This window comes from Nocardioides sp. NBC_00850 (assembly GCF_045207335.1).
GTDB lineage: Bacteria > Actinomycetota > Actinomycetes > Propionibacteriales > Nocardioidaceae > Nocardioides.
The window spans coordinates 3474449-3494865 of sequence record NZ_CP108845.1 but is presented as its reverse complement, the minus strand read 5'-3'; the positions used below and the strand labels follow the sequence as shown (position 1 = coordinate 3494865).

18 protein-coding genes are annotated in these 20417 nt (G+C 69.5%); 11 read left to right on the top strand and 7 right to left on the bottom strand.

Translation table 11 applies throughout. The features are described from left to right. Positions 1-34 precede the first annotated feature (34 nt). Positions 35-799, top strand: coding sequence for a polyprenol monophosphomannose synthase (locus OH802_RS16970; RefSeq protein ID WP_406020330.1), 765 nt, complete (start codon positions 35-37; stop codon positions 797-799). Positions 800-802: 3 nt separating this feature from the next. On the opposite strand, the gene OH802_RS16965 is transcribed toward OH802_RS16970, so the two are convergent. The 6 genes from OH802_RS16965 to OH802_RS16940 all read right to left on the bottom strand — a co-directional run bounded on the left by OH802_RS16965 (position 803) and on the right by OH802_RS16940 (position 8900). Next, positions 803-1855 (bottom strand): M36 family metallopeptidase, encoded by a 1053-nt coding sequence (locus tag OH802_RS16965; protein ID WP_406020328.1) that lies wholly within the window; start codon positions 1853-1855, stop codon positions 803-805. A 57-nt stretch (positions 1856-1912) separates the two neighbouring features. Next, a complete protein-coding gene (locus OH802_RS16960; protein ID WP_406020326.1) occupies positions 1913-2620 on the bottom strand; it encodes a TetR/AcrR family transcriptional regulator in 708 nt (235 codons plus the stop codon). 41 nt (positions 2621-2661) lie between these two features. Beyond that, complete coding sequence (locus OH802_RS16955) at positions 2662-4344, bottom strand: FAD-dependent oxidoreductase (RefSeq protein ID WP_406020324.1); 1683 nt, start codon at positions 4342-4344, stop codon at positions 2662-2664. A gap of 37 nt (positions 4345-4381) precedes the next feature. Further along, positions 4382-5377 (bottom strand): diiron oxygenase, encoded by a 996-nt coding sequence (locus OH802_RS16950; protein ID WP_406020322.1) that lies wholly within the window; start codon positions 5375-5377, stop codon positions 4382-4384. A gap of 195 nt (positions 5378-5572) precedes the next feature. After that, complete coding sequence (gene thrS, locus OH802_RS16945) at positions 5573-7561, bottom strand: threonine--tRNA ligase (RefSeq protein ID WP_406020320.1); 1989 nt, start codon at positions 7559-7561, stop codon at positions 5573-5575. Between the two features lie 103 nt (positions 7562-7664). Then, the gene (locus OH802_RS16940; protein ID WP_406020318.1) at positions 7665-8900 is read right to left on the bottom strand and encodes a PQQ-binding-like beta-propeller repeat protein; all 1236 of its coding nucleotides are present in this window, start codon (positions 8898-8900) and stop codon (positions 7665-7667) included. Between the two features lie 358 nt (positions 8901-9258). On the opposite strand from OH802_RS16940, the gene OH802_RS16935 reads away from it, so the two are divergent. The 10 genes from OH802_RS16935 (at position 9259) to OH802_RS16890 (ending at position 19390) form a co-directional block, all read left to right on the top strand. Continuing rightward, a complete protein-coding gene (locus OH802_RS16935; protein ID WP_406020316.1) occupies positions 9259-9810 on the top strand; it encodes a nucleotidyltransferase family protein in 552 nt (183 codons plus the stop codon). Positions 9811-9829: 19 nt separating this feature from the next. Continuing rightward, positions 9830-10141, top strand: a complete 312-nt coding sequence (locus OH802_RS16930; RefSeq protein WP_406020314.1) for a DUF86 domain-containing protein — start codon at positions 9830-9832, stop codon at positions 10139-10141. Between the two features lie 177 nt (positions 10142-10318). Next, the gene (locus OH802_RS16925; protein WP_406020312.1) at positions 10319-11314 is read left to right on the top strand and encodes a hypothetical protein; all 996 of its coding nucleotides are present in this window, start codon (positions 10319-10321) and stop codon (positions 11312-11314) included. A gap of 27 nt (positions 11315-11341) precedes the next feature. After that, positions 11342-12496, top strand: coding sequence for a zinc-binding dehydrogenase (locus OH802_RS16920; protein ID WP_406020310.1), 1155 nt, complete (start codon positions 11342-11344; stop codon positions 12494-12496). A gap of 144 nt (positions 12497-12640) precedes the next feature. Beyond that, a complete protein-coding gene (locus OH802_RS16915) occupies positions 12641-13939 on the top strand; it encodes a DEAD/DEAH box helicase (protein ID WP_406020308.1) in 1299 nt (432 codons plus the stop codon). Positions 13940-14155: 216 nt separating this feature from the next. Then, positions 14156-15523: a sensor histidine kinase gene (locus OH802_RS16910; RefSeq protein ID WP_406020306.1), complete on the top strand. Its 1368-nt coding sequence runs from the start codon at positions 14156-14158 to the stop codon at positions 15521-15523. After that, positions 15520-16191 (top strand): response regulator transcription factor, encoded by a 672-nt coding sequence (locus tag OH802_RS16905; RefSeq protein WP_350714919.1) that lies wholly within the window; start codon positions 15520-15522, stop codon positions 16189-16191. Before OH802_RS16910 ends, OH802_RS16905 begins: the two co-directional genes overlap by 4 nt. Before the next feature lie 86 nt (positions 16192-16277). Next, positions 16278-17159 carry an ABC transporter ATP-binding protein gene (locus OH802_RS16900; protein ID WP_406020304.1) on the top strand — a complete coding sequence of 294 codons (882 nt, stop codon included), beginning with the start codon at positions 16278-16280 and terminating at the stop codon, positions 17157-17159. Then, positions 17156-18343 carry an ABC transporter permease gene (locus OH802_RS16895; RefSeq protein WP_406020302.1) on the top strand — a complete coding sequence of 396 codons (1188 nt, stop codon included), beginning with the start codon at positions 17156-17158 and terminating at the stop codon, positions 18341-18343. The genes OH802_RS16900 and OH802_RS16895 overlap by 4 nt, the downstream gene beginning before the upstream one ends. A 153-nt stretch (positions 18344-18496) precedes the next feature. Beyond that, complete coding sequence (locus OH802_RS16890) at positions 18497-19390, top strand: SMP-30/gluconolactonase/LRE family protein (RefSeq protein ID WP_406020300.1); 894 nt, start codon at positions 18497-18499, stop codon at positions 19388-19390. A 10-nt stretch (positions 19391-19400) separates the two neighbouring features. Here OH802_RS16890 and OH802_RS16885 read toward each other — a convergent pair whose 3' ends face one another. Further along, complete coding sequence (locus OH802_RS16885; protein WP_406029329.1) at positions 19401-20360, bottom strand: lipid kinase; 960 nt, start codon at positions 20358-20360, stop codon at positions 19401-19403. Positions 20361-20417: the final 57 nt, after the last annotated feature.

Sequence of the window (20417 nt, the reverse complement as noted above, 5' to 3'; positions counted from 1 at the left end):
CTGCTTTCATCCACCCCGACCTACGGTGCGGAACATGCGCTGCCTGATCCTCATCCCGACCTACAACGAGGCCGCCACGCTCGCGGGCCTGCTCTCGACGCTCTCCGCTCTCCGGCCCGTGGTCGAGAGCTCGGCTCTCGACGTCCTGATCATCGACGACAACAGCCCCGACGGCACCGCAGACGTGGTCCGTGCCCACGAGGGATTCGGAGACTGGCTCTCCGTGCTCGTCCGCACCTCCAAGGAAGGACTCGGGTCGGCGTACCGGGCCGGTTCCTCAGCCGCGCTCGCCGGGGACTACGACGCGGTCGTGCAGATGGACGCGGACGGCTCCCATCCCGCCGCCGAGATCCCGGCCATGCTCGCGCTGCTAGGCACCCACGACGTCGTGCTCGGGTCCCGGTACGTCCGCGGGGGCGCCACCGTGAACTGGCCGCTCCGTCGGCGCGTCCTGTCCTGGTGCGCCAACGCCTACGCGCGTCGCATGCTCGGGCTGTCCACGCGTGACGCCACCGCGGGTTTCCGCGCCTGGCGCACCGAGGCGCTCATCGACGCCGGAGTCCTTCGGACGACCTCCAACGGCTACGGCTTCCAGATCGAGAACACCTGGCGCTGCGAACGACTCGGCCTGCGCGTCGTCGAGCATCCGATCACCTTCACCGAGCGCACCGCCGGCGTGTCCAAGATGAGCCCAGCAGTCGCCGCCGAAGCCGCCGCTCTCGTGCTGCGGTGGCGTATCGGCGAGCGCGCGATGCCCTCACCCGCGCGGTCCAAGGCGCTGGTTGGACCGCGCGGGTGAGGATCAGAAGGTGATCCCCCGGGCGGCGAACCGGTCGCGGACAAGGTCGGCGGCGACCTGGCCGTCGCGAGCCGCCGCCGCGGCGTACGTCTCGGCGGCCGCGGCCTGGAAGCTGGTGTCCGGGGCGTAGGAGAACTGGGAGTAGATCAGGGTCGTGTCCCAGTCGCGGGTGGAGAGGCCGAGGGCCTGGTAGCCCTCCCGGATCTCCCACAGCGCCTGGCTCCAGATCTGGCCGTCGTAGTGCACCTGGTTGCGGCGGTCCTCGAGGGTCAGGCCGAGGTGGAAGCTGCGGATGCAGTGCGGGGCGGCGGTGTAGGAGGTCGCGTCCCAGTCCATCGGGCAGGAGGGGTCGGCGGCGACCGGCCAGCCGTACTCCGAGGCGGCGTCGAGCCCGACGGTCACGGCGAGGTAGTCGCCGAACGACTCCCCGATCGCGCCGGCGTCGAGGCTGCTGCCGTAGCCGGGCACCTGGCTGGCGTGGACGGCGTGGCCGTACTCGTGGACGATCACCTCGGCGTCCTCGGCGTCGTCGACACCGCCCTTGCCCAGCCGGATCCGGTAGGGCTTGTCGGTCTGGTAGGAGTTGTCGCCGCCGTACTGGTTGATCTTGACCGAGAAAGGCTGGTTCAGGACGCCCGGCAGCGTCTCGCCGAAGCCGAGGGTGTGCAGGTAGGTCTGCGCCCGGGTGACCCAGAAGTAGCCCATGACCTGCTCGAACTGGTCCTGGTGGCGGTCGTAGGAGTAGCTGTTGGTCGTGGAGTACGCCGGCGTGCCGGTGCTCGACTCGACGACGGCGTAGTCGCCGCGGAGGTAGCCCGAGCCGTCCAGGTGGGTGAGCGGCACCTGGGCGTAGGCGCTGTCCGGGACGGCGCTGGCGGCATCCTTCTGGTCGGTCAGGCCCTGGTCGTTGCTGGACTGGACCGGGTTCACCATGAACACGCGGGCAGTGCCCTCGGAGGAGCCGCTGCCCGGAGCCGCGGTCACCGGGCTCAGCGGGACGGCGAACCCGGCGGTGGCCGCCAGGCCGGCGGTGACGGCGATCGAGAGTCTGCGCATGTGGGGCATGGTCTTCTCCTGGAATGAACGGCCAAGTGGCCGGGTGATACCGGGAGGTTATACCGCGAGGATGTCCTTGGACAGGAGTTCTTCCAGAGGAAGTTCGGGGTCGAGCTCGATGCCGAAACCGCGGGCGTGGCCGTCGATGACGAACCAGATGGACTGGGCGGTGAGCCGCTCCAGCGTCTCGGCCGGCAGGCGCTCGCCGGTGCGGGTCAGCCAGCGGCGTACGGCACCGAAGACCGCGCCGACCAGGCCGTAGATCAGCGGGTCGAGGGCCTCGGCCTCCTCCTCGGTGGGGTTGCCCCCGAGAGCGAGGACGGCGGTGCCGACGATCGCCGAGATCCGGCCGGCGAGCTGCTCCATCCCCTGCTGGAAGGGGCCGTCGTCGCCGCCGTCGATGTCGTGGTCGGCGGCGAGGTGGAGCGCCGGATGGGCCCGGGCCCAGCGGACGTAGGTGCCGATGATCCGCTCGATGATCTCCGGCACGGTGCCGTCGAGGGTGATCCCGGGCATCAGGTCGGACCAGAGCCCGTCGAGGATCGCCTGCTGCACGGCCCGGTCGAGGTCGGCGCGGTCCTCGAAGTGGCGGTAGATGACCGTGCGGGACAGCCCGGCGCGAACCGCGATCTGCTGCACCTGAACGTCGGCGCCGGGCTCACCGGCCTCGATCACCGCGATGGCGGCATCGATGATCTGCTGGCGGCGCTGCTCGTTGTGCTTGCTCCACCGGTCCTGCCGACCATCGCGCTTCTCCCCGGCCACCCGCTTCTCCCCCTGCTCCCGTGACGTTTGTCGAGAGCGTCTCAGCGCTCCTTGCGACGCCCAAGAGAGTATCGGGGTTTCCGCGACTTCGCGGCGATGCCCCGCATCTCTTCGACATCGGTGATCTTCACCCGCGGACGCCCGGACTCGGCGCCACGTCGCTTCTCCTCGCGGTCGATCGCCTGCCAGCCGGCCAGGTCGACCATGCCGGGCTGGCGGCTGCGTACGACCGCGGTGATCTCGCCGGCGTCACCGACCGGAGCAGGGATGCGGTCCGTGTCGAGGTCGTCGAGCACCTGCTCGACCGTCTCCTCGGCGTCGGACTTGTTGGTGCCGATGAACCCGTTGGGACCACGCTTGACCCAGCCCGCGACATAGACGCCCGGGAGCACCCGGCCGCGCTCGTTGGGCACGGTGCCGGTCGCGGCGTCGTAGGGAAGGTCGGCCACGGGCAGCCCCTTGTAGCCGACCGCGCGCAGCAGCATCCCGGTCTCGAGGACCTCGGTCTCGCCGGTGGGAACCGCTCGGACGACGCCGTTCTCGCCGCGCTGGAGGCGGTTGCGGCCGACCTCGACCCCGGTGACCCGGTCCTCGCCCAGCACGCGCACCGGCGAGCTGAGGAAGCGAAGAACGATCGTACGCAGCTCCGGACGCACCTCGCGGCCGGCGAGCTCGCGCAGCAGCCGGGTGGTGGTGTCGCCCCCGGCGAGCGCCTCCTCGAGCGGGAGGTCACCGGTGTCGACCACGACGTTGACACCGGTGTGACCCATCAGCCCGACCAGCTCGGGGACGGTGAAGGCCGCCTCCCCGGGCCCCCTGCGCCCGAGGACGACGACCTCCTTCACCGCGCTGTCGCGCAGGACCGCCAGCGGTCCCTCGGCGATGTCGGTGCCGGCCAGCCGCTCCGGGTCCTCGGCGAGGATCCGGGCGCAGTCGAGCGCCACGTTGCCGTTGCCGACCAGGACGACCCGCCCTGACGGGAGGGACTCCGGGTCGAGGTGGACGGGCAGGTCCTGCTTGTCCGGGTGGCCGTTGTACCAGCCGACGAAGTCGGTCGCGCTCAGCGATCCGGGCAGGTCGTCGCCCTCGATCCCGAGAGCGCGGTCGCTCGCCGCGCCGACGGTGTAGACGACCGCGTGGTAACGGGCGGTCAGCTCGGCGTGGGAGACGTCCTTGCCGACCTCGACGCCCAGGAAGTAGCGGAACCCGGGCTGCGACTCGATCTGCGCGAAGAGCTTCTCGACCTGCTTGGTGTTCTGGTGGTCGGGCGCGACGCCGGCCCGGACCAGACCGTACGGCGTCGGCAGCCGGTCGAAGACGTCGACGGAGATCTCGGGGTGCTTGAGCAACTCGTCGGCTGCGTACATCCCCGCCGGCCCGGCGCCGACCACCGCGACCCGGAATGGTCCGGTGCGGGTCAGCCGACGCTGGGGGTGGACCAGGGCGAGCGGGGTGCGGTCCTTGTGCGGGAAGACCTCGAAGTACTCCGCGTTGATCGCCAGGAACGGCGTCTGCGCGGCCGTCAGGGTCGTGTGCGGGACGATCGCGTCGGCCGGGCAGGCCGTGACGCAGGCTCCGCAGTCGACGCAGCTCTTGGCGTCGACGTAGAGCATCTCGGCCTCGCCGAAGCCGGGCTCGCCCGGGGCGGGATGGATGCAGTTGACCGGGCAGGCGACCACGCACGAGGCGTCCGCACAGCACGACTGAGTGACGACATGAGGCACTTTGTGACTACCGTTCTAGGGCGTCGGACTCAGGGGATCAGTAGGACGCCGCGCGCGGCTCGGCGCGGAAGCGCGAGGCGCGGCCGTCGATGCCGGTCATCCTCCACAGCAGCTTGGCCGGGCCCTTGCGGATGCCGAGGTTGTCGGCCAGGAGGCGTACGTCACCGAAGAGGTCACGCAGCAGCTTCTCGGACTCCTCCGACTTCCACCAGATCTCGCGTGCGACCTCGCCCGGGATGCCCATGTCGTGGCGGGCCTGCTTGCTCGGGACCATGATCACGTCGCAGAGCAGGCGCATGATGATCGGGAAGATGTAGGCCAGCAGGGTCTTCTTCACCCGGCCGAGCTCGGGCACGTGCTGCTCGAGGTACTGGTGGGCGAAGCCGATGTGGCGGGCCTCCTCGGCGATGTGGATCTGCATGATCCGGTTGGCCGCAGGGTGGCTGCCGCCGGAGCGCATCGCGCCCTTCTGCAGGTGGTCGATCGGCTCCTCCCCGGCGAGGATGCCGGTGAAGAACGCCTCCGGGAAGAACGCGCCCGCCGAGGCCATCAAGGGCACCAGGACCTTGAAGTAGGTCGGCGCGCCCGCCACGTCCGGGTTCACCCGGTTGACGAACTCCTGGAACATCTGGGTGTGGTGGGTCTCCTCGGTCACCTCGTGAGTCGCGTAGCGGAACTCCGGGTTGTTGTTCTTCGACCAGACCAGGTGGTTCATGACGCCGCCGATGAGCAGCTGCTCGAACTGCAGGCCGACCTTGGCGACCTGGGCCCAGCGGTACATCCCGATCTCGATCTGGCGCTGCTTGGGCAGCGCCTTGTACCACGGGTGGGCACCGATCTCGTCGGCGTCGTTGAGGATCCAACGCTCGTCATCGGGCAACACAGCGAGCTCGTCGGAGTCCCAGTCGATGTCCTTGAACGGGTCGAAGTGCACCTCCACCGAGGCCTCGGACAGCGTACGAAGCGTGTCGAGGTAGGCCTGCTTGCCCTGGCGGACGTATCCAGTGGACTTCTCATCCTGAACGGCGGTCATGACGATCGCTCCTTCACCGTTGAGTTCTACGTTGAGCTGCTAACGACGTGACCCACGTTACCCGGACACGCGTCCCGATAACAAGAGTACGCGCGACTTCGTGTCACGTTTATCTTTCCGCCGCTCGAGGACCGCCCGGAAATGCCGCGAGGGCGGTGCGTGACATGTCACGCACCGCCCTCGGGAGGTTTCGGGTCAGACCTGCTCGTGCGACTCCACGGCAGCGACGATCCGCTCGATGGCCTCGTCGACCGGGATGCCGTTCTCCTGGTGACCGTCGCGGTAGCGGAAGCTGACCGCGCCCTTCTCGACGTCCTCGCCACCGGCGATCAGCATGAACGGGATCTTCTGGAGCTGGGCGTTGCGGATCTTCTTCTGGAAGCGGTCGTCGGACTCGTCGACCTCGACCCGGATGCCCTTGGCCTTCAGCTTGGCGGCGACCTCGTAGAGGTAGTCGTCGAACGCGTCGGCGACCGGGATCCCGACGACCTGGACCGGGGCGAGCCACGGCGGCATGGCGCCGGCGTAGTGCTCGACCAGCACACCCAGGAACCGCTCGATCGAACCGAACTTCGCCGAGTGGATCATCACCGGCTGCTGGCGGGTGCCGTCGGCGGCCTGGTACTCCAGGTTGAACCGGTCCGCGGCGGGCTGGTTGAAGTCGTACTGCACCGTGCCCATCTGCCAGGTCCGGCCGATCGCGTCCTTGGCCTGGACGGAGATCTTCGGCCCGTAGAACGCCGCGCCGCCCGGGTCTGGCACGAGGTCGAGACCGGTCTCGCTCGCGACGTCCTCGAGGATCTTGGTGGCCTCAGCCCAGTCCTCGTCGCTGCCGACGAACTTGTCCTTGTTGGAGTCGTCGCGGGTCGACATCTCCAGGTAGAAGTCGTCGAGGCCGAAGTCCTTGAGCACGGTCAGCATGAAGTCGAGCAGGTGCTTGACCTCGGCCGGCGCCTGCTCCTTGGTGCAGTAGGAGTGGGAGTCGTCCTGGGCGAAGCCACGCACGCGGGTGAGCCCGTGGATGACGCCCGACTTCTCGTTGCGGTAGACCGACCCGAACTCGAACAGCCGCAGCGGCAGCTCGCGGTAGGAGCGCCCGCGCGAACGGAAGATCAGGTTGTGCATCGGGCAGTTCATCGCCTTGAGTCGGTAGTCCTGGCCGTCCACGTCCAGCGCCGGGAACATGCCGTCGCCGTAGTAGGGCAGGTGACCCGAGGTGTGGAAGAGCTGCTCACGCGCGATGTGAGGGGTGCCGACGTACTCGAAGCCGTGCTCGATGTGCTTGGCGCGTACGTAGTCCTCCATCTCCCGCTTGATGATCCCGCCCTTGGGGTGGAAGACCGGGAGGCCGGAACCGATCTCGTCCGGGAAGGAGAACAGGTCGAGCTCGCGGCCGAGCTTGCGGTGGTCGCGGCGCTCGGCCTCCTCGATCCGGACCAGGTGGGCGTCGAGCGCCTCCTTGGATTCCCAGGCGGTGCCGTAGATGCGCTGGAGCTGCTTGTTCTTCTCGTCGCCACGCCAGTACGCCGCGGCGCTGCGCATCAGCTTGAAGGCCGGGATCCGCTTGGTGGTCGGCAGGTGCGGCCCGCGGCACAGGTCCTTCCACGCGATCTCGCCGTTGCGGTCGAGGTTGTCGTAGATGGTCAGCTCGCCGCCGCCGACCTCGGCGCTGGCGCCTTCGGCGGCGTCGGCAGCCGAGCCCTTGAGGCCGATCAGCTCGAGCTTGTAGGGCTCGTCGGCCAGCTCGACGCGGGCGTCGTCGTCGGTGGTGACCCGGCGGGAGAACTTCTGGTTGGCCTTGATGATCTTCTTCATCCGGGACTCGATCTTGACCAGGTCCTCCGGGCGGAACGGGGTCTCGACGTCGAAGTCGTAGTAGAACCCGTCGGTGATCGGCGGGCCGATGCCGAGCTTGGCCTCCGGGAAGAGCTCCTGCACCGCCTGCGCCATCACGTGCGCGGTCGAGTGACGCAGGATGTCGTGGCCGTCCTTGGAGTCGATCAGGACGCCCTCGACGGCGTCGCCGTCGACCAGCTCGTAGGAGAGGTCCTTCAGGTCCTCGCCGACCCTGGCCGCGATCACGTCGGGGTTGTCCGCGAAGAGCTCCCACGCCTTCGTGCCCGTAGTGACCGCCCGTTCCTCGCGCCCGTCGGGGGTGAGTACGGCGATCTTGATCTCGGACACGATTTCTCCTGGCATCGTTCGGGTGGGCTTTGGCCACGCCGATCGTATCCAGATGGTGGCGCACACCGTGCATCAAGCGCCGCTTGCCGCCAGCCGGACCGACTCACTCATAGCGCCACACGGTGTGCTCGTCGTTGACGAGGATCGCGCCCGCCCCGGCGGCTACCTCGACATCCTGGCCCGGGTCGTCTTCCGTCGCCAGCGAATCAACCTCGTCGAGCGTGAGCGTCCACTCCGGCGCGTCACTGCCCCACTCCCGGTATCCGATCGTCGCGCCGTCAACAGTGTAGACACCTTCGTCGAGCGTGTCCGCGACGTGGTCGTAGCCGCCCTCGGCCAAGGCTCCGTCGATGTCGTAGAGGCGGCCGCTCGACCTCTGCAGAGTCATCTCCTTCCCGTCGACCGCGACGACCTCGACCGCCATCCACCCGAAGCCGCCTTCGACGATGTCAAGGCTCCCCGCCTCGCCCTCCTTGCCGTAGATCGGGAAGGGCGGCTTGGGGCTCACCGACACGCCCGTGGCCTCGTCGTAGGAGTACGGCTGCGAAAGTGCGTACCTGTTGCCCGCGATGCTCCTCACGTCACCGGAGGTGTCGTCGGTCCACAGGCTCTTACCCGTCTTCGGGTCGAAGGCGAACAGGCTGCCGGACGCCACCAGAACGAAGTCGTCGTTGGCGTGAACCCCGAGCAGATACTCCTCTGCCAGACCTTCGGCATGGCCCGCGGGCAGCTCAGTGCTCCACTGCTGCTCGTCGCTCTCCTCGGCGTAGCGGGTCAGCTGGTCGCCGTCGAGGGCGAAGGTCGCGTCGTCTGCGTAGGCGAAGTCCTGCCCGGTGATGCTCCAGTCCTCCTCCTCGCTCTCAGGATCGAGCTTCGTCAGCGTTTCCCCGGCGCGGACGATGTAGTCGCCGTCATCGGCGATGTCGTGGAGACTGACCTCCGGATCGATGTTCTCCCAGACGACCTCGCCGTCATAGGCGAACACGACGTCGCCGCTGTCGCTGTCGCTACCCGCGCTGGAGGCCGTGGCGACGTACCAGCTCGCTGTGATCAGCTTCTGGTCCTCGTAGAAGGTGACGTAGTTGTAGGGATGCCGCTCGTCACGCCAGAGCTCCTTGCCGTCCTCGTCCAGGGCAACGAGCCCGGACTCCTCGCCACCCAGCTTGACCAGGTTGAGCCCCGGCCCGGGGTAGACGTACGCGACCGGCTCGTCGGACTCCCACGACCACTTCTGGCGCGGCTCGGTCGCCACCGGCCCCGCGGTCAGCTCCTCGCCCTCGTCGTCACGTAGGAGCAGGAATGCAGTGATGCCGATGCCGGCGACGAGGAGCAGCGCCACACCGGCAGCGAGACCGATCCACAGTCCTGTCCGCTTCTTGGGGCGTGGCGCAGGGAAGCCTGGCAGAGGAGTTCCCGGCGCCACCCACTGGGCAGGCAGCGGGGGTGGCGGGGGTGGCGGGGCCCATGAGCCCGGCACCAGGGTCGGCTCGTCATGAATGCCCGGTCCCGGCGGCGTGGGCGGGCCGAATCGCGGATCCCCACAGGTGGGACAGGTGGTCACACCGGCAGCGAGGTGCGCACCGCAGCGCAGGCAGGTCGGTTGAGGCGTCTGGGTCATGTTTTCATCATGGATCAGACGTATCCATCACTTTGCTTCCGAAACGCTCCATCTCTTGGCTATGAGATGGGTCGAACCTGTGAAAGTTCTGTTCACCATCGGCTACACCACCGCGATGACGCCCGAGCAGGAGATCGTCCTGGGACACGAGATCCTGGGATCAGTCGTGGCATTGCCCTTCATGCCGTACGCCGCGGAGCCGTCTCCGCAGCAGCGCGCGACGCTCATCGGTATTTGCCCGAACCCTCGGCAGCCCCTCGACAAGCCAGGACACGGCCTCGGCGAGGCCGGGTCCGGCAGTCACAAACGAATCCGTGTTCCCAGTAGAATTCCGGACATGGACCTCACCGAAGTGGACATCGAGCGTTTGCGCGAGGTGTGCGTACGCTATGGCGTTGCGTCCTTGGAAGTGTTCGGGTCAGTTGCCCGCGGCGAGGACGGCCCCGACAGCGACGTCGATCTCCTTTACGTGCTCAAGCCTGGGGTTCGGCTGGGCTTCGACCTCTTCGGCCTGGAGGATGACCTCGCCGAGGTATTCGGACGCAAGGTCGATCTGGTGAGCCGCCGAGCGATCAACAAGTACCTTCGCGAGCAGGTCCTCGCCGACGCTCGGGAACTGTATGCGGCGTGAGCTTCTGCTGCTGCGAGAGATGCGCGACGCAGCCTCGACGATCCGCGACCTCGTCGGCCAAGACACAGCCGAGGCGATCGAGTCCGACAGCGTCCGCCGCGCTGCGCTGCTTTGGCACTTCACCGTGCTGGGTGAAGCGGCGACCCAAGTCCCTGCCGAGACGCGCGACGCTCATCGCGAGATCGCCTGGCGCGGTGCCACTCGGATGCGGAACCGCATCGTTCACGGCTATTGGGACGTCGACATCGAGACCCTGGTGGCGACTGCAGCCAACGATCTACCGGCGATGATCACTGCCCTCGAACGCCTCGTCCGGGACTTGGACGAGTAGCGTCTGCGCCCACCACGGCGCCGGGCGCCTGCCCCGGCCACGGTCCGGGCCGCTGGGTCACGCGATGTCAGGCACGATGCGGGGTCAGGCTCGGTTCGTGTGAACCCGTATGGGCATCCGACTAGACTTCCGACGCCTCGATCGACGTCCCTCCCAGTCCTTCATGTGAAAGGCCTCGTGCTCCCCACCACCGGCCCCAAGTCCCGTCTCATCGACCCGTCTCGCCGGGTCCTCCGGTTACAGCGACGTACGTCGATGGCGACCGTCCTGATAACCCTCGGCCTCGGCGCGCTGGCGATGCTGTTCCCGGCCACCGTCGTGGCACAGCACGCCGCCGACCGGTGGAACAGCGGGCAGTGGGCGGAGGTGAGCGTGGTGGAGCGGTGCGAGTTCGACAGCGGCACCGGCGAGATCAACTCCTGCCGGGGCCAATGGCGCGTCGACGGCGAACGGGTCACCGGAAGCATCCACGGCACGCTGCGCGACATCGGCCGCGACCCCGACCCGTCGAAGGCGACCTTCCGGATGTGGGTGGTCGACTCCGACGCCTACGGAGAGCATGCGATCAACCCGTGGCCGGCCCGCATCGTCGGGATGGGCCGAGACCCGGTGCTCTGGGGCGGGATCGCGCTGACCCTGCTCGGGCTGGTGGTGCTGCCGACGCGGCGGGCGTGGCTGCGTACGCCGGGCGAGGAGACGCTCAGCGAGGACCTCGACATCCGGCTGAGCACCCACCCCGCGCACGGACGGGCCCGGCTGGCGCCGGTCGGACTGGTCCTCGGCCCGGCGCTCATCGCGCTCGGCGCCTGGGTCGCCACTCGGCCACACTTGCCGATGGTGCTCGTGCTGGCCGGGGGGCTGGTTGCGCTCAGCGGGCTGATCCTGGGGTTCCGGCTGGCCTGGCTCGGGCTGCGGCGCCCGTTCGCGGTGGACCTCGGGCTCTACGAAGGCGGCCTGGTCCTGGAGTATGCCCGGCACACCGACGTCATCCTCTGGGAGGACGTGACCAGCATCGACACCGGTGTCGTCGACGAGCGCAAGGCCAACCCGCGCATCGACGTCACCCTGCACCTGGTCACCGGCGCCGCGCTGCGGCTGCCGCGCGTCGACCACCAGCACTCGTTCACCGCTCACCTGCACCGGATCGCGTCCGGATCACTGCCGACGGGATGAGGACAGGGTGAGGTAGCGTCGGCGCCGATGAACCAGATGCGCGCAACCGTGGTCCACAAGGGCGAGCTCTCCGTGCGGTCGGTCCCGCGTCCCGCGCCCGGGCCAGGACAGCTGCTGATCAAGGTGCTGCGCGCCGGGATCTGCGGCTCCGACTTGCACGTCCGAGAGCACGCCGACGAGCTCAACGAGGTGGTCACCGAGATCGGCTACACCACCGCGATGAAGCCCGAGCAGGAGATCGTCCTGGGCCACGAGATCCTGGGCTCGGTCGTCGCCTACGGCCCGGAGACCCGCGGTCGTTGGGAGCCGGGCACCTCGGTGACGGCGCTGCCGGTGCTGCGTACGGACGGGGCGGTCCACATGGTCGGCTTCGACGTCGACTCCCCCGGTGGCTTCGCGGAGTACTGCGTCGTCCAGGAGGCCTTCACCTTCCCGGTGCCCGACGGCGTCTCGCCCGACCAGGCCGTGTTCACCGAGCCGCTGGCCGTCGCCTTCCACGCCGTACGCCGCGGGGCGGTCTCCGCACGGCGCCCGGCCGTGGTCATCGGCTGTGGCCCGATCGGGCTGGCCGTCATCCTCATGCTCAAGGCGCAGGGGGTGAAGACGGTGGTCGCCTCCGACCTCTCCCCCGCGCGGCGCGCGCTCGCGGTGCAGTGCGGTGCCGACGTGGTCGTCGACCCGCGCGAGTCCTCGCCGTGGGACGCCTACAAGCAGCGCGGCCCGGTCAGCTCGCTGACCGACTACCTGGGCTTCGGGATCGACGCGATGCAGGTCGTACGCCGCATCCCGCTGCTCCCCTGGGAGACGGTGCTGCTCAACGCCGACCGTCTCGGCCAGTCGCCGACGGGCCCGGTCGTCTTCGAGTGCGTCGGTGTGCCGGGGATGCTCGAGCAGATCATGACCGCGGCGCCGCTGCACACGCGCGTCGTGGTGGTCGGGGTGTGCATGGAGCCGGACACGATCCGGCCCGCCATCGCGATCCACAAGGAGATCGATCTGCGGTTCGTGTTCGGCTACGACCCCGCCGAGTTCGCGCGCACGCTCGAGCTCATCGCCGGCGGGAAGGTCGACCCCTCGCCGCTGCACACCGGCACCGTCGGGCTCGACGGGGTCGCCCAGGCGTTCTCGGACCTGGCCGACCCGGAGACGCACGCGAAGATCCTCGTCGATCCGTGGGCGTGACATGAGACACGGCACCGACGATTCTGGTGGACGGATCACCTACCAGTAGTATCTGATCCATCAGCGGCCCGTTCCGGTCTTGCCCCCGGCCGCTCTCGGTATCAACTCATTATGGCGAGACACATCGCTTGAAAAGTTGACTCCTTGTCTCAGCAGAGCTTCAGCGCGCTCGGCGTGCCCGCAGACCTCACCGCCGTCCTCGATCACCACGGCATCACCACCCCCACCCCGATCCAGGCCGCGACCCTGCCGGACTCCCTCGCCGGGCGCGACGTGCTCGGCCGTGGGCGGACCGGGTCGGGCAAGACGTACGCCTTCCTGCTTCCGCTCGTCGCCCGCCTCGCGGGTGGCGCCAGGGCGAAGTCCGGCAAGCCGCGGGCGCTCGTGCTCGCCCCGACCCGTGAGCTGGTCCGCCAGATCGAGGAAGCGCTGCGTCCGCTCGCCGCGGAGGCCGGCCTCAGCATGCAGACCGTCTTCGGTGGTGTCGGGCAGAACCCGCAGGTCATCGGCCTGCGCAAGGGTGCCGACGTCGTCCTCGCCTGCCCCGGCCGGCTCGAGGACCTGATCGCGCAGCGTCACGCCGACCTGTCCTCGATCGAGGTCACCGTCCTGGACGAGGCCGACCACATGGCCGACCTCGGCTTCCTGCCTGCCGTGCGGCGCCTGCTGGCGATGACGCCGAAGGGCAGCCAGCGCCTCCTCTTCAGCGCTACGCTCGACAAGGGCGTCAACGTGCTGGTCAAGCAGTTCCTCCAGCAGCCGGTCGTCCACGAGGCCGACTCCGCGCAGTCGCCGGTGGCCGAGATGGAGCACCACGTGCTCCACCTCTCCGCCCGCGAGCACCGCATCCCCGTGCTCGCCGACCTCGCCGCCGCTCCCGGCCGCACCGTCGTCTTCACCCGCACCAAGCACGGCGCCAAGGGCGTCGCCCGCCAGCTCGGCCGCGCCGGCATCCCGGCCGTCGAGCTCCACGGCGACCTCTCCCAGAACGCCCGCGTGCGCAACCTGGAGGCCTTCCACTCCGGCCGGGCGACCACCCTGGTGGCCACCGACATCGCCGCCCGCGGCATCCACGTCGACGACGTCACCCTCGTCGTCCACGCCGACCCGCCCGCCGAGCACAAGGCCTACCTGCACCGCTCCGGCCGTACGGCGCGCGCCGGTGCCTCCGGCACCGTGGTCACCCTGATGCTGCCCGACCAGGTCAAGGACGTCCGTACGCTCACCCGCGCCGCCGGGATCAAGCCGACCACCACCCGTCTCGACGGGCCCTCGCACCCCATCCTGGTCGAGCTGGCTCCCGGCGAGCGCACCCGGCCCGGCCCGTTCGTGCCCGTCGTCGCCCAGCCCCCGCGCCGCCCCGCCGGCGAGGGCACCGGCAACCGGAAGAGCCGCCCCGGCTCGCGCGCCCGCAAGCGTCAGCGCGCCACCGGCGCCCGCTGACCCCAGCCACCGCTGGTCGAGCCACACGTCCACCGCCGGTCGAGCCGGATTCGTGAGGAACGAACGAATCCGTGTCGAGACCAACACGGGCGACGTCGCGCTCGATAGGACTGTGTTGGTTTCGACACGCTCGCTGGCGCTCACGGCTCGACCAGCGGGGCGTACTCCGACTTCAGACTGAGGACGGCGCCCGACCCTGGAACTAGGGTTGGCCGGGTGACTGTGCACGACGACGGCTCCTCCGGCCGGCTGGCGACCTTCTTCGCGACCGACGACGACTGGGAGCGGGAAGGCTCGATCACGCTCGGCGACTGGCTGGTCGGCGCGGTCGTGCTGGTCGCGAGCCTGGTCACCCTGGAGCTGATCCGGGGAGTCGGGTCGCTCGACTCCAGCGACGCACCGACCTGGGTCGAGTGGACGGCGGTGGTGATCGGCGCGGCGCTGCTCGTCTTCAGGCGGCGCTTCCCGCTCACGATCGCGCTTCTGGCCGGGCTGCACATGTTCGTCACCGGCGTGTGGCTCCCGACCGTGATGGGGCTGCTGCCGATGCAGATCATCTACTTCGTCGCCTTCTTCGCCGGAGCCGCCTGGGCACGGCGCCGGCGGGACATGGTGGTCGTGATGGGGCTGATCACCCTGTTCATGTTCGCCTGGCTCTCCTGGCAGTTCGCGGTCGGCAGCGGTATCGACGAGATCCGCGAGGCGACCGCCGACGCGGAGGGCTCCTCGCTCATCGGTCCGGTGACGGCCTACGTGCTGCTCACCACGATGATGAATCTTCTCTACTTCGCCGGTGCGATCGTCGGCGGCCAGGTTGCCTGGCGCGGCGCACGGCAGAAGGCCGAGCTCGCCGAGCAGGCCGCGACCATCGCTGCCCAGTCCGGCCAGCTCCAGCGCCGCGCAGTGATCGACGAGCGCCTGCGGATTGCCCGCGAGCTGCACGACGTCGTCGCCCACCATGTGGCGGTCGTGGGCGTCCAGGCCGCCGCCGGGCGCAAGCTGCTCGAACGCGGCCGTCCCGATGACATCGAGGGCGCCGCCGAGGCGCTCGGCAACGTCGAGGCCTCCGCCCGCGAGGGGGTCACCCAGATGCGCTCGCTGCTCGGCACCCTGCGCGACCCGGCCGGCGACGCGGAGACGGAAGCCGAAGGCGTACGCCGCCCGGAGCCGCGCCTCGAGGACCTGCCCGCGCTCCTGGACGAGGTGCGCGAGAGCGGGCTGCGGGTCGACTACGAGGCCGTCGGGCCGGTAGCGGAGCTCTCGCTGCCGCTGGCGCACTCGGTCTACCGGATCGTCCAGGAGGCGCTGGCCAACGTACGCCGCCACTCCACCGCCGACCGCGCGCAGGTCGTCCTCCGCGTCGACCGGGCGGCGGCCGCGCCGTACGCCGAGGTCGAGATCACCGACAACGGCCGACCCCGGCACGGCACATCCGGCAGCGGCCTGGGTCTGCTCGGCGTACGCGAACGGGCGGCCGTCCGGAAGGCGGAGGTCGACATCGGGCCCAGGGCCGTGCAGGGGTTCCGGGTGCGGGTGCGCTTCCCGCTCGACTCCCCCGTCGCGTCGGCGGGAGCGGCGCGATGATCCGGGTGCTGCTCGCCGACGACCAGCAGCTGGTGCGCTCCGGGTTCCGTCTCATCCTCTCGATGGAGGACGACATCTCGGTGGTCGGTGAGGCCTCCGACGGCGCCGACGCGATCGCCAAGGCGCGCGAGCTGCGGCCCGACGTGGTGCTGATGGACGTACAGATGCCCGGCACCGACGGCATCGAGGCGACACGCACGGTGGTCGCCGAGGGGCATGCCAAGGTGATCATCCTGACCACCTTCGACCGCGACGACTACCTCTTCGACGCGCTGGCCGCAGGCGCGAGCGGCTTCCTGCTCAAAAACGCCGACCCCGACTCCCTGGCCGAGGCGGTGCGGGCCGCCGCCGACGGGCATGCGCTGCTCGCCCCGGAGGTCACGATGCGCGTGATCGGCCGGGTGACCAGCGACAACGCCCCGTCGGCGCCGAGACCGAAGCCGCCCCGGGAGCTCGACCTGCTCACCGCCCGCGAGCGCGAGGTGCTGCTCCTCATCGGCGAGGGACTGAGCAACAACGAGATCGCCCGCCGGCTGTTCCTCACCGAGGCGACCGTGAAGACCCATGTGTCCGCCTGCCTGGCCAAGCTGCAGCTGCGCGACCGGGTGCAGACCGTGGTCTTCATCCATCGTCACGGACTGCTCCCGGCCGGCCCGCCCAACGGGTGAGGCCGAGCTCATCCTCGCGACGGATCCGCCCGGCGCGCTGCTGAAATAGCGTGGGTCCTGTTCGTTCCCAACGCAGAGGAGATTCGATGCTCGAGGTCAGCGGGCTGACCCGCCGCTTCGGCGAGATGGTCGCCGTCGACGACGTGTCCTTCCCGGTCCCGTCCGGTGGGCTCACCGGGTTCGTGGGCGGCAACGGTGCCGGGAAGACCACCACCATGCGGATGATCATGGGGGTGCTGGCCGCGCACGCCGGGACGGTGTCCTGGCAGGGGCACGAGGTCACCCGCGAGGACCGGCGGCGGTTCGGCTACATGCCCGAGGAGCGCGGCCTCTACCCGAAGCAGCCGATCCTGGACCAGCTGGTCTACCTGGCGCGGCTGCGCGGCATGTCCACCGCCGACGCGCGCCGGGAGATCACCGTGCTGCTGGAGCGGTTCGGCCTCGGCGGTCGCATGAAGGATCCGCTGGAGAAGCTGTCGCTGGGCAACCAGCAGCGGGTCCAGATCATCGCCGCGCTCGTCCCCACGCCGATGGCGCTGATCCTCGACGAGCCCTTCTCCGGACTGGATCCCGACGCCATCGACGCGATGGCGGACCTGCTGCGCGAGCATGCTCGCGACGGCGTACCCGTCGTCTTCTCCTCCCACCAGCTCGACCTCGTCGACCGGCTGTGCGACCGACTGGTGGTGATGGCCCGCGGCCGGGTGGTCACCCAGGGGACGGGTGAGGAGCTGCGCGCCGACGCCGCGCTCCGCTACCGGCTCGTGCTCGACGGCGACGCCGGCTGGGTACGCGACCTGCCGGGGCTCCACGTCCGCGACGTCTCCGGCCCCGAGGCCGAGATCGAGGTCGTCTCCACCGGTGCCGAGCAGAAGCTGCTCACGGAGGCCACCACTCGCGGGAACGTGCTCGACTTCCACCGCGTCGTACCCCGTCTGTCCGAGATCTACCGGGAGGTCACCGCATGACCACTGTGAAGACCACGAACCAGCCCGTGTGGCAGATCGTCGCCCGCCGCGAGATCGCGGTCCGCGCCACCGACAAGTCGACGCTGATCGGCACCGCGGTGATGCTCGCGGTGATCGTGGGCGTGCTCGGCTTCACCGCGTGGAGCGAGAGCCGCGAGAAGACCTACGACCTCGCCTACTCCTCCACGGCTTCGCAGGCGATGGTCGAGGGCATCGCCGAGCGCGCCTCCGACATCGACGAGAAGGTACGCATCGTGCCGGTCGCCGTCGACGACGCGGACGCCGCCCGGCACGCGCTCGAGGAGGAGCAGGCCGACGCCTATCTGCGCCCGGACACCGACGGCTGGACGCTGGTAACGCTCGAGGACGCCGATTCGGAGCTGCGCGACGTGGTCAGCCAGTCGGTCGAGGCGATCGTCCTGGCCGGCAACGCCGACGCGGCCGGCACCACCGCGGACGAGCTGACCGAGGGCTCGGCGGTCGGAGTCGAGCAGCTCGAGGGCGACAGCGAGCTGTCCGCGATCCGCTACGTCGTCGGGTACGCGCTCGCGATCGTCTTCTACTTCGCCTCGATCATGTTCGGGATGACGCTGGCCAACAGCGTCGTGGAGGAGAAGCAGTCGCGGATCGTGGAGATGATCGCCGCCGCCGTACCGCTGCGGCAGCTGCTCGCCGGCAAGATCATCGGCAACGCCGTCATCGCCGTCGGGCAGATGCTCATCTATGTGGCCGTCGGACTGGTCGGGTTGAGCCTGACCGACTTCAGCTTCGCCCTACCGGCCCTGTCCGGCGCTATCGGCTGGTTCGTGGTCTTCTTCCTGATCGGCTTCGTGGTGCTCTCGACGCTGTGGGCGGTCGCGGGCGCGCTCGCCTCCCGCACCGAGGACCTGCAGTCCTCCTCCACCCCGATCACGATGCTGCTCATGGTGATGTTCTTCGGCGCCCTCTACCTCGACGGCGTCGGCGAGCAGATCGGTTCGTACGTCCCACCGCTCTCGGCCGTCCTCATGCCGATGCGCCTGGTCGAGGGCACCGCGGCCTGGTGGGAGCCGATCATCGCCGTGGTCCTGCTCCTCGCCTTCGGCGTAGCTCTCGTACGCCTCGCCGAGCGCCTCTACAGCCGCGCCCTGCTCCAGACCGGCGGCCAGCTCTCCCTCAAGGCGGCCTGGCGACTCGAGGAGTAGCCGAGGCGTCACCCCCGTCGGCCGAGACGTCACGCTCGTCGGCCGAGATGCCACCTCGGTGCCAACTCGATTCGCGTCAGTGACTTCTCGCCCGACGTACCTGACTTCTCGGCATGATGGGTGCAGTCGACGACGACCCGAGGAGCAATTGCGATGGCCCGAGAGATCAGCACCGTTGTGGAGAACCTGCACTACCTGGAGTGCCCGCGGTGGCACCAGGACCGGATCTGGTTCGTGGACTTCTACTCCCACAAGGTCTACTCGGCGCAGGAGGACGGGTCCGACCTCCGGGTCGAGGCGGACGTGCCGGGTCAGCCGTCGGGGCTGGGCTGGCTCCCGGACGGCCACCTCCTGGTCGTCTCGATGCGCGATCGCCGGATCCTGCGTCGTGAGTCGGACGGCTCGCTGGTGACCCATGCCGACCTCAGCGGCCATGTCAGCCATCACCTCAACGACATGGTGGTGGACGAGCAGGGCAGGGCGTACGTCGGGAACTTCGGCTTCGACATCATGGCCGGTGCCGACGTGGCGCCGACGGTGCTGCTGCGCGTCGACCCGGACGGGACCGTGACCGAGGTCGCCGACGACATGTGGTTCCCCAACGGCAGCGTGATCACCGACGACGGCACGCTCATCGTCGACGAGACCTGCGGCAACCGGATCAGCGCCTTCGACATCGCGGGGGACGGGTCGCTGAGCAACCGGCGTACGTGGGCGAAGTTCGGTGAGCTCAGCACGCACACCGCGTTCGCGGAGGCGATGGGCGATGCCGTGCTCGCGCCCGACGGCTGCTGCCTGGACGCGGAGGGCGCCGTGTGGACCGCCGACGCGGTCTTCGGCCGGCTGGTGAGGGTCGCCGAGGGCGGCGAGATCCTCGAGCAGATCGAGCCGGGCGGTGGCGTCTTCGCCTGCATGCTGGGCGGCAGCGACGGGAAGACGCTGTACGTCTGCGCCGCGCCCGACTTCTTCGAGGAGGCACGCAAGGCCAACACCGAGGCACGGCTGCTGGCCATCCGGGTCGACGTGCCCCGGGCGGGACGCCCCTAGCGGGACGCTCTCAGCTCTGGACGTCCGGCGGCGGACCGTCGAGGCGGCCGGCGCGGCTGCGGATCGGCACTGCGACGTGGAGCGCGTTGCTCTCGAGGGTGAAGTCGGTCGGCGTCTCGGTGAGGATCTCGCCATCGAGGTTGACCGGCATCGCTTCGTCGGTCGTGATCCGCACCGCCGAGGTGGTCACGTGGTGCACGTGGTCATGCTCGATGAAGTGGCCGCTCCTGAGCAGCCGCGCGATGGAGACATGGTCGCGCATACGGCCCCGGACGATGGCGTAGACATCGAGGAGGTCGTCGTCCACCGAGGCCGTGGGCGAGACGGTGTTGCCGCCGCCGTAGTGGCGGCCGTTGCCGACGGCGACCTGGAGCAGGTCGTGGAGCTCGACCGTGTCGTGGTCGCCGTCGGGGAACTCCAGCCGGGCGGTGAACGGCTTGTGGTGGCGGTAGGCCTGCAGGGTCGCCACGGGGTAGGCCGCCGGCCCGATGAGCTTCTTCAGGCGCGGGTTCAGGGCCTCGGTCACCGCGACGGAGAGACCGAAGGAGGCGACGTTGAGGTAGGTGTGGCCGTTGGCCCGCCCGATGTCGACGTTGATGACCTTTCCCTCGAGCATCTGCTGGACCGCGGTCTGCGGGTCCTGGTCGAGCTCGAGCGTGCGGGCGAAGTCGTTGGCGGTGCCGAGCGGCAGCACCGCCAGCACGACGTCGCTGCCGGCGATCCGGGCCGCGGCGGCACCCACCGAGCCGTCGCCGCCGCCGATGACGAGCAGGTCGGGCTTGTCGGCAGCGACCTCGTCGAGAGTGGCCTCCAGCTCATCCCCCGAGTGGACCGCGTAGGAGCGCACGTCCTCGATCCCTGCGGACCGCAGCATCTCCTCCGACGAGGCCAGCGCGTCCTGTCCCCGGCGTGAGCCGGCGTTGACGACGAGGGCGACCTTCACGGAGTCGCGCGACAACAGCGATTGCATATCCACCCTCAGGAGCGTACGCACTCCACCTGAGTCCGCGCTGGCGCGTTCCTGTGC

What these genes read in the sequence shown, in the direction of transcription:
- OH802_RS16970 (WP_406020330.1), top strand. Translation starts at nt 35, where the DNA reads ATGCGCTGCCTGATCCTCATCCCGACCTACAACGAGGCCGCCACGCTC.
- OH802_RS16965 (WP_406020328.1), bottom strand. Translation starts at nt 1,855, where the DNA reads ATGCGCAGACTCTCGATCGCCGTCACCGCCGGCCTGGCGGCCACCGCC.
- OH802_RS16950 (WP_406020322.1), bottom strand. Translation starts at nt 5,377, where the DNA reads ATGACCGCCGTTCAGGATGAGAAGTCCACTGGATACGTCCGCCAGGGC.
- OH802_RS16930 (WP_406020314.1), top strand. Translation starts at nt 9,830, where the DNA reads ATGCGCGACGCAGCCTCGACGATCCGCGACCTCGTCGGCCAAGACACA.
- OH802_RS16920 (WP_406020310.1), top strand. Translation starts at nt 11,342, where the DNA reads ATGAACCAGATGCGCGCAACCGTGGTCCACAAGGGCGAGCTCTCCGTG.
- OH802_RS16905 (WP_350714919.1), top strand. Translation starts at nt 15,520, where the DNA reads ATGATCCGGGTGCTGCTCGCCGACGACCAGCAGCTGGTGCGCTCCGGG.
- OH802_RS16900 (WP_406020304.1), top strand. Translation starts at nt 16,278, where the DNA reads ATGCTCGAGGTCAGCGGGCTGACCCGCCGCTTCGGCGAGATGGTCGCC.
- OH802_RS16895 (WP_406020302.1), top strand. Translation starts at nt 17,156, where the DNA reads ATGACCACTGTGAAGACCACGAACCAGCCCGTGTGGCAGATCGTCGCC.
- OH802_RS16890 (WP_406020300.1), top strand. Translation starts at nt 18,497, where the DNA reads ATGGCCCGAGAGATCAGCACCGTTGTGGAGAACCTGCACTACCTGGAG.
- OH802_RS16885 (WP_406029329.1), bottom strand. Translation starts at nt 20,360, where the DNA reads ATGCAATCGCTGTTGTCGCGCGACTCCGTGAAGGTCGCCCTCGTCGTC.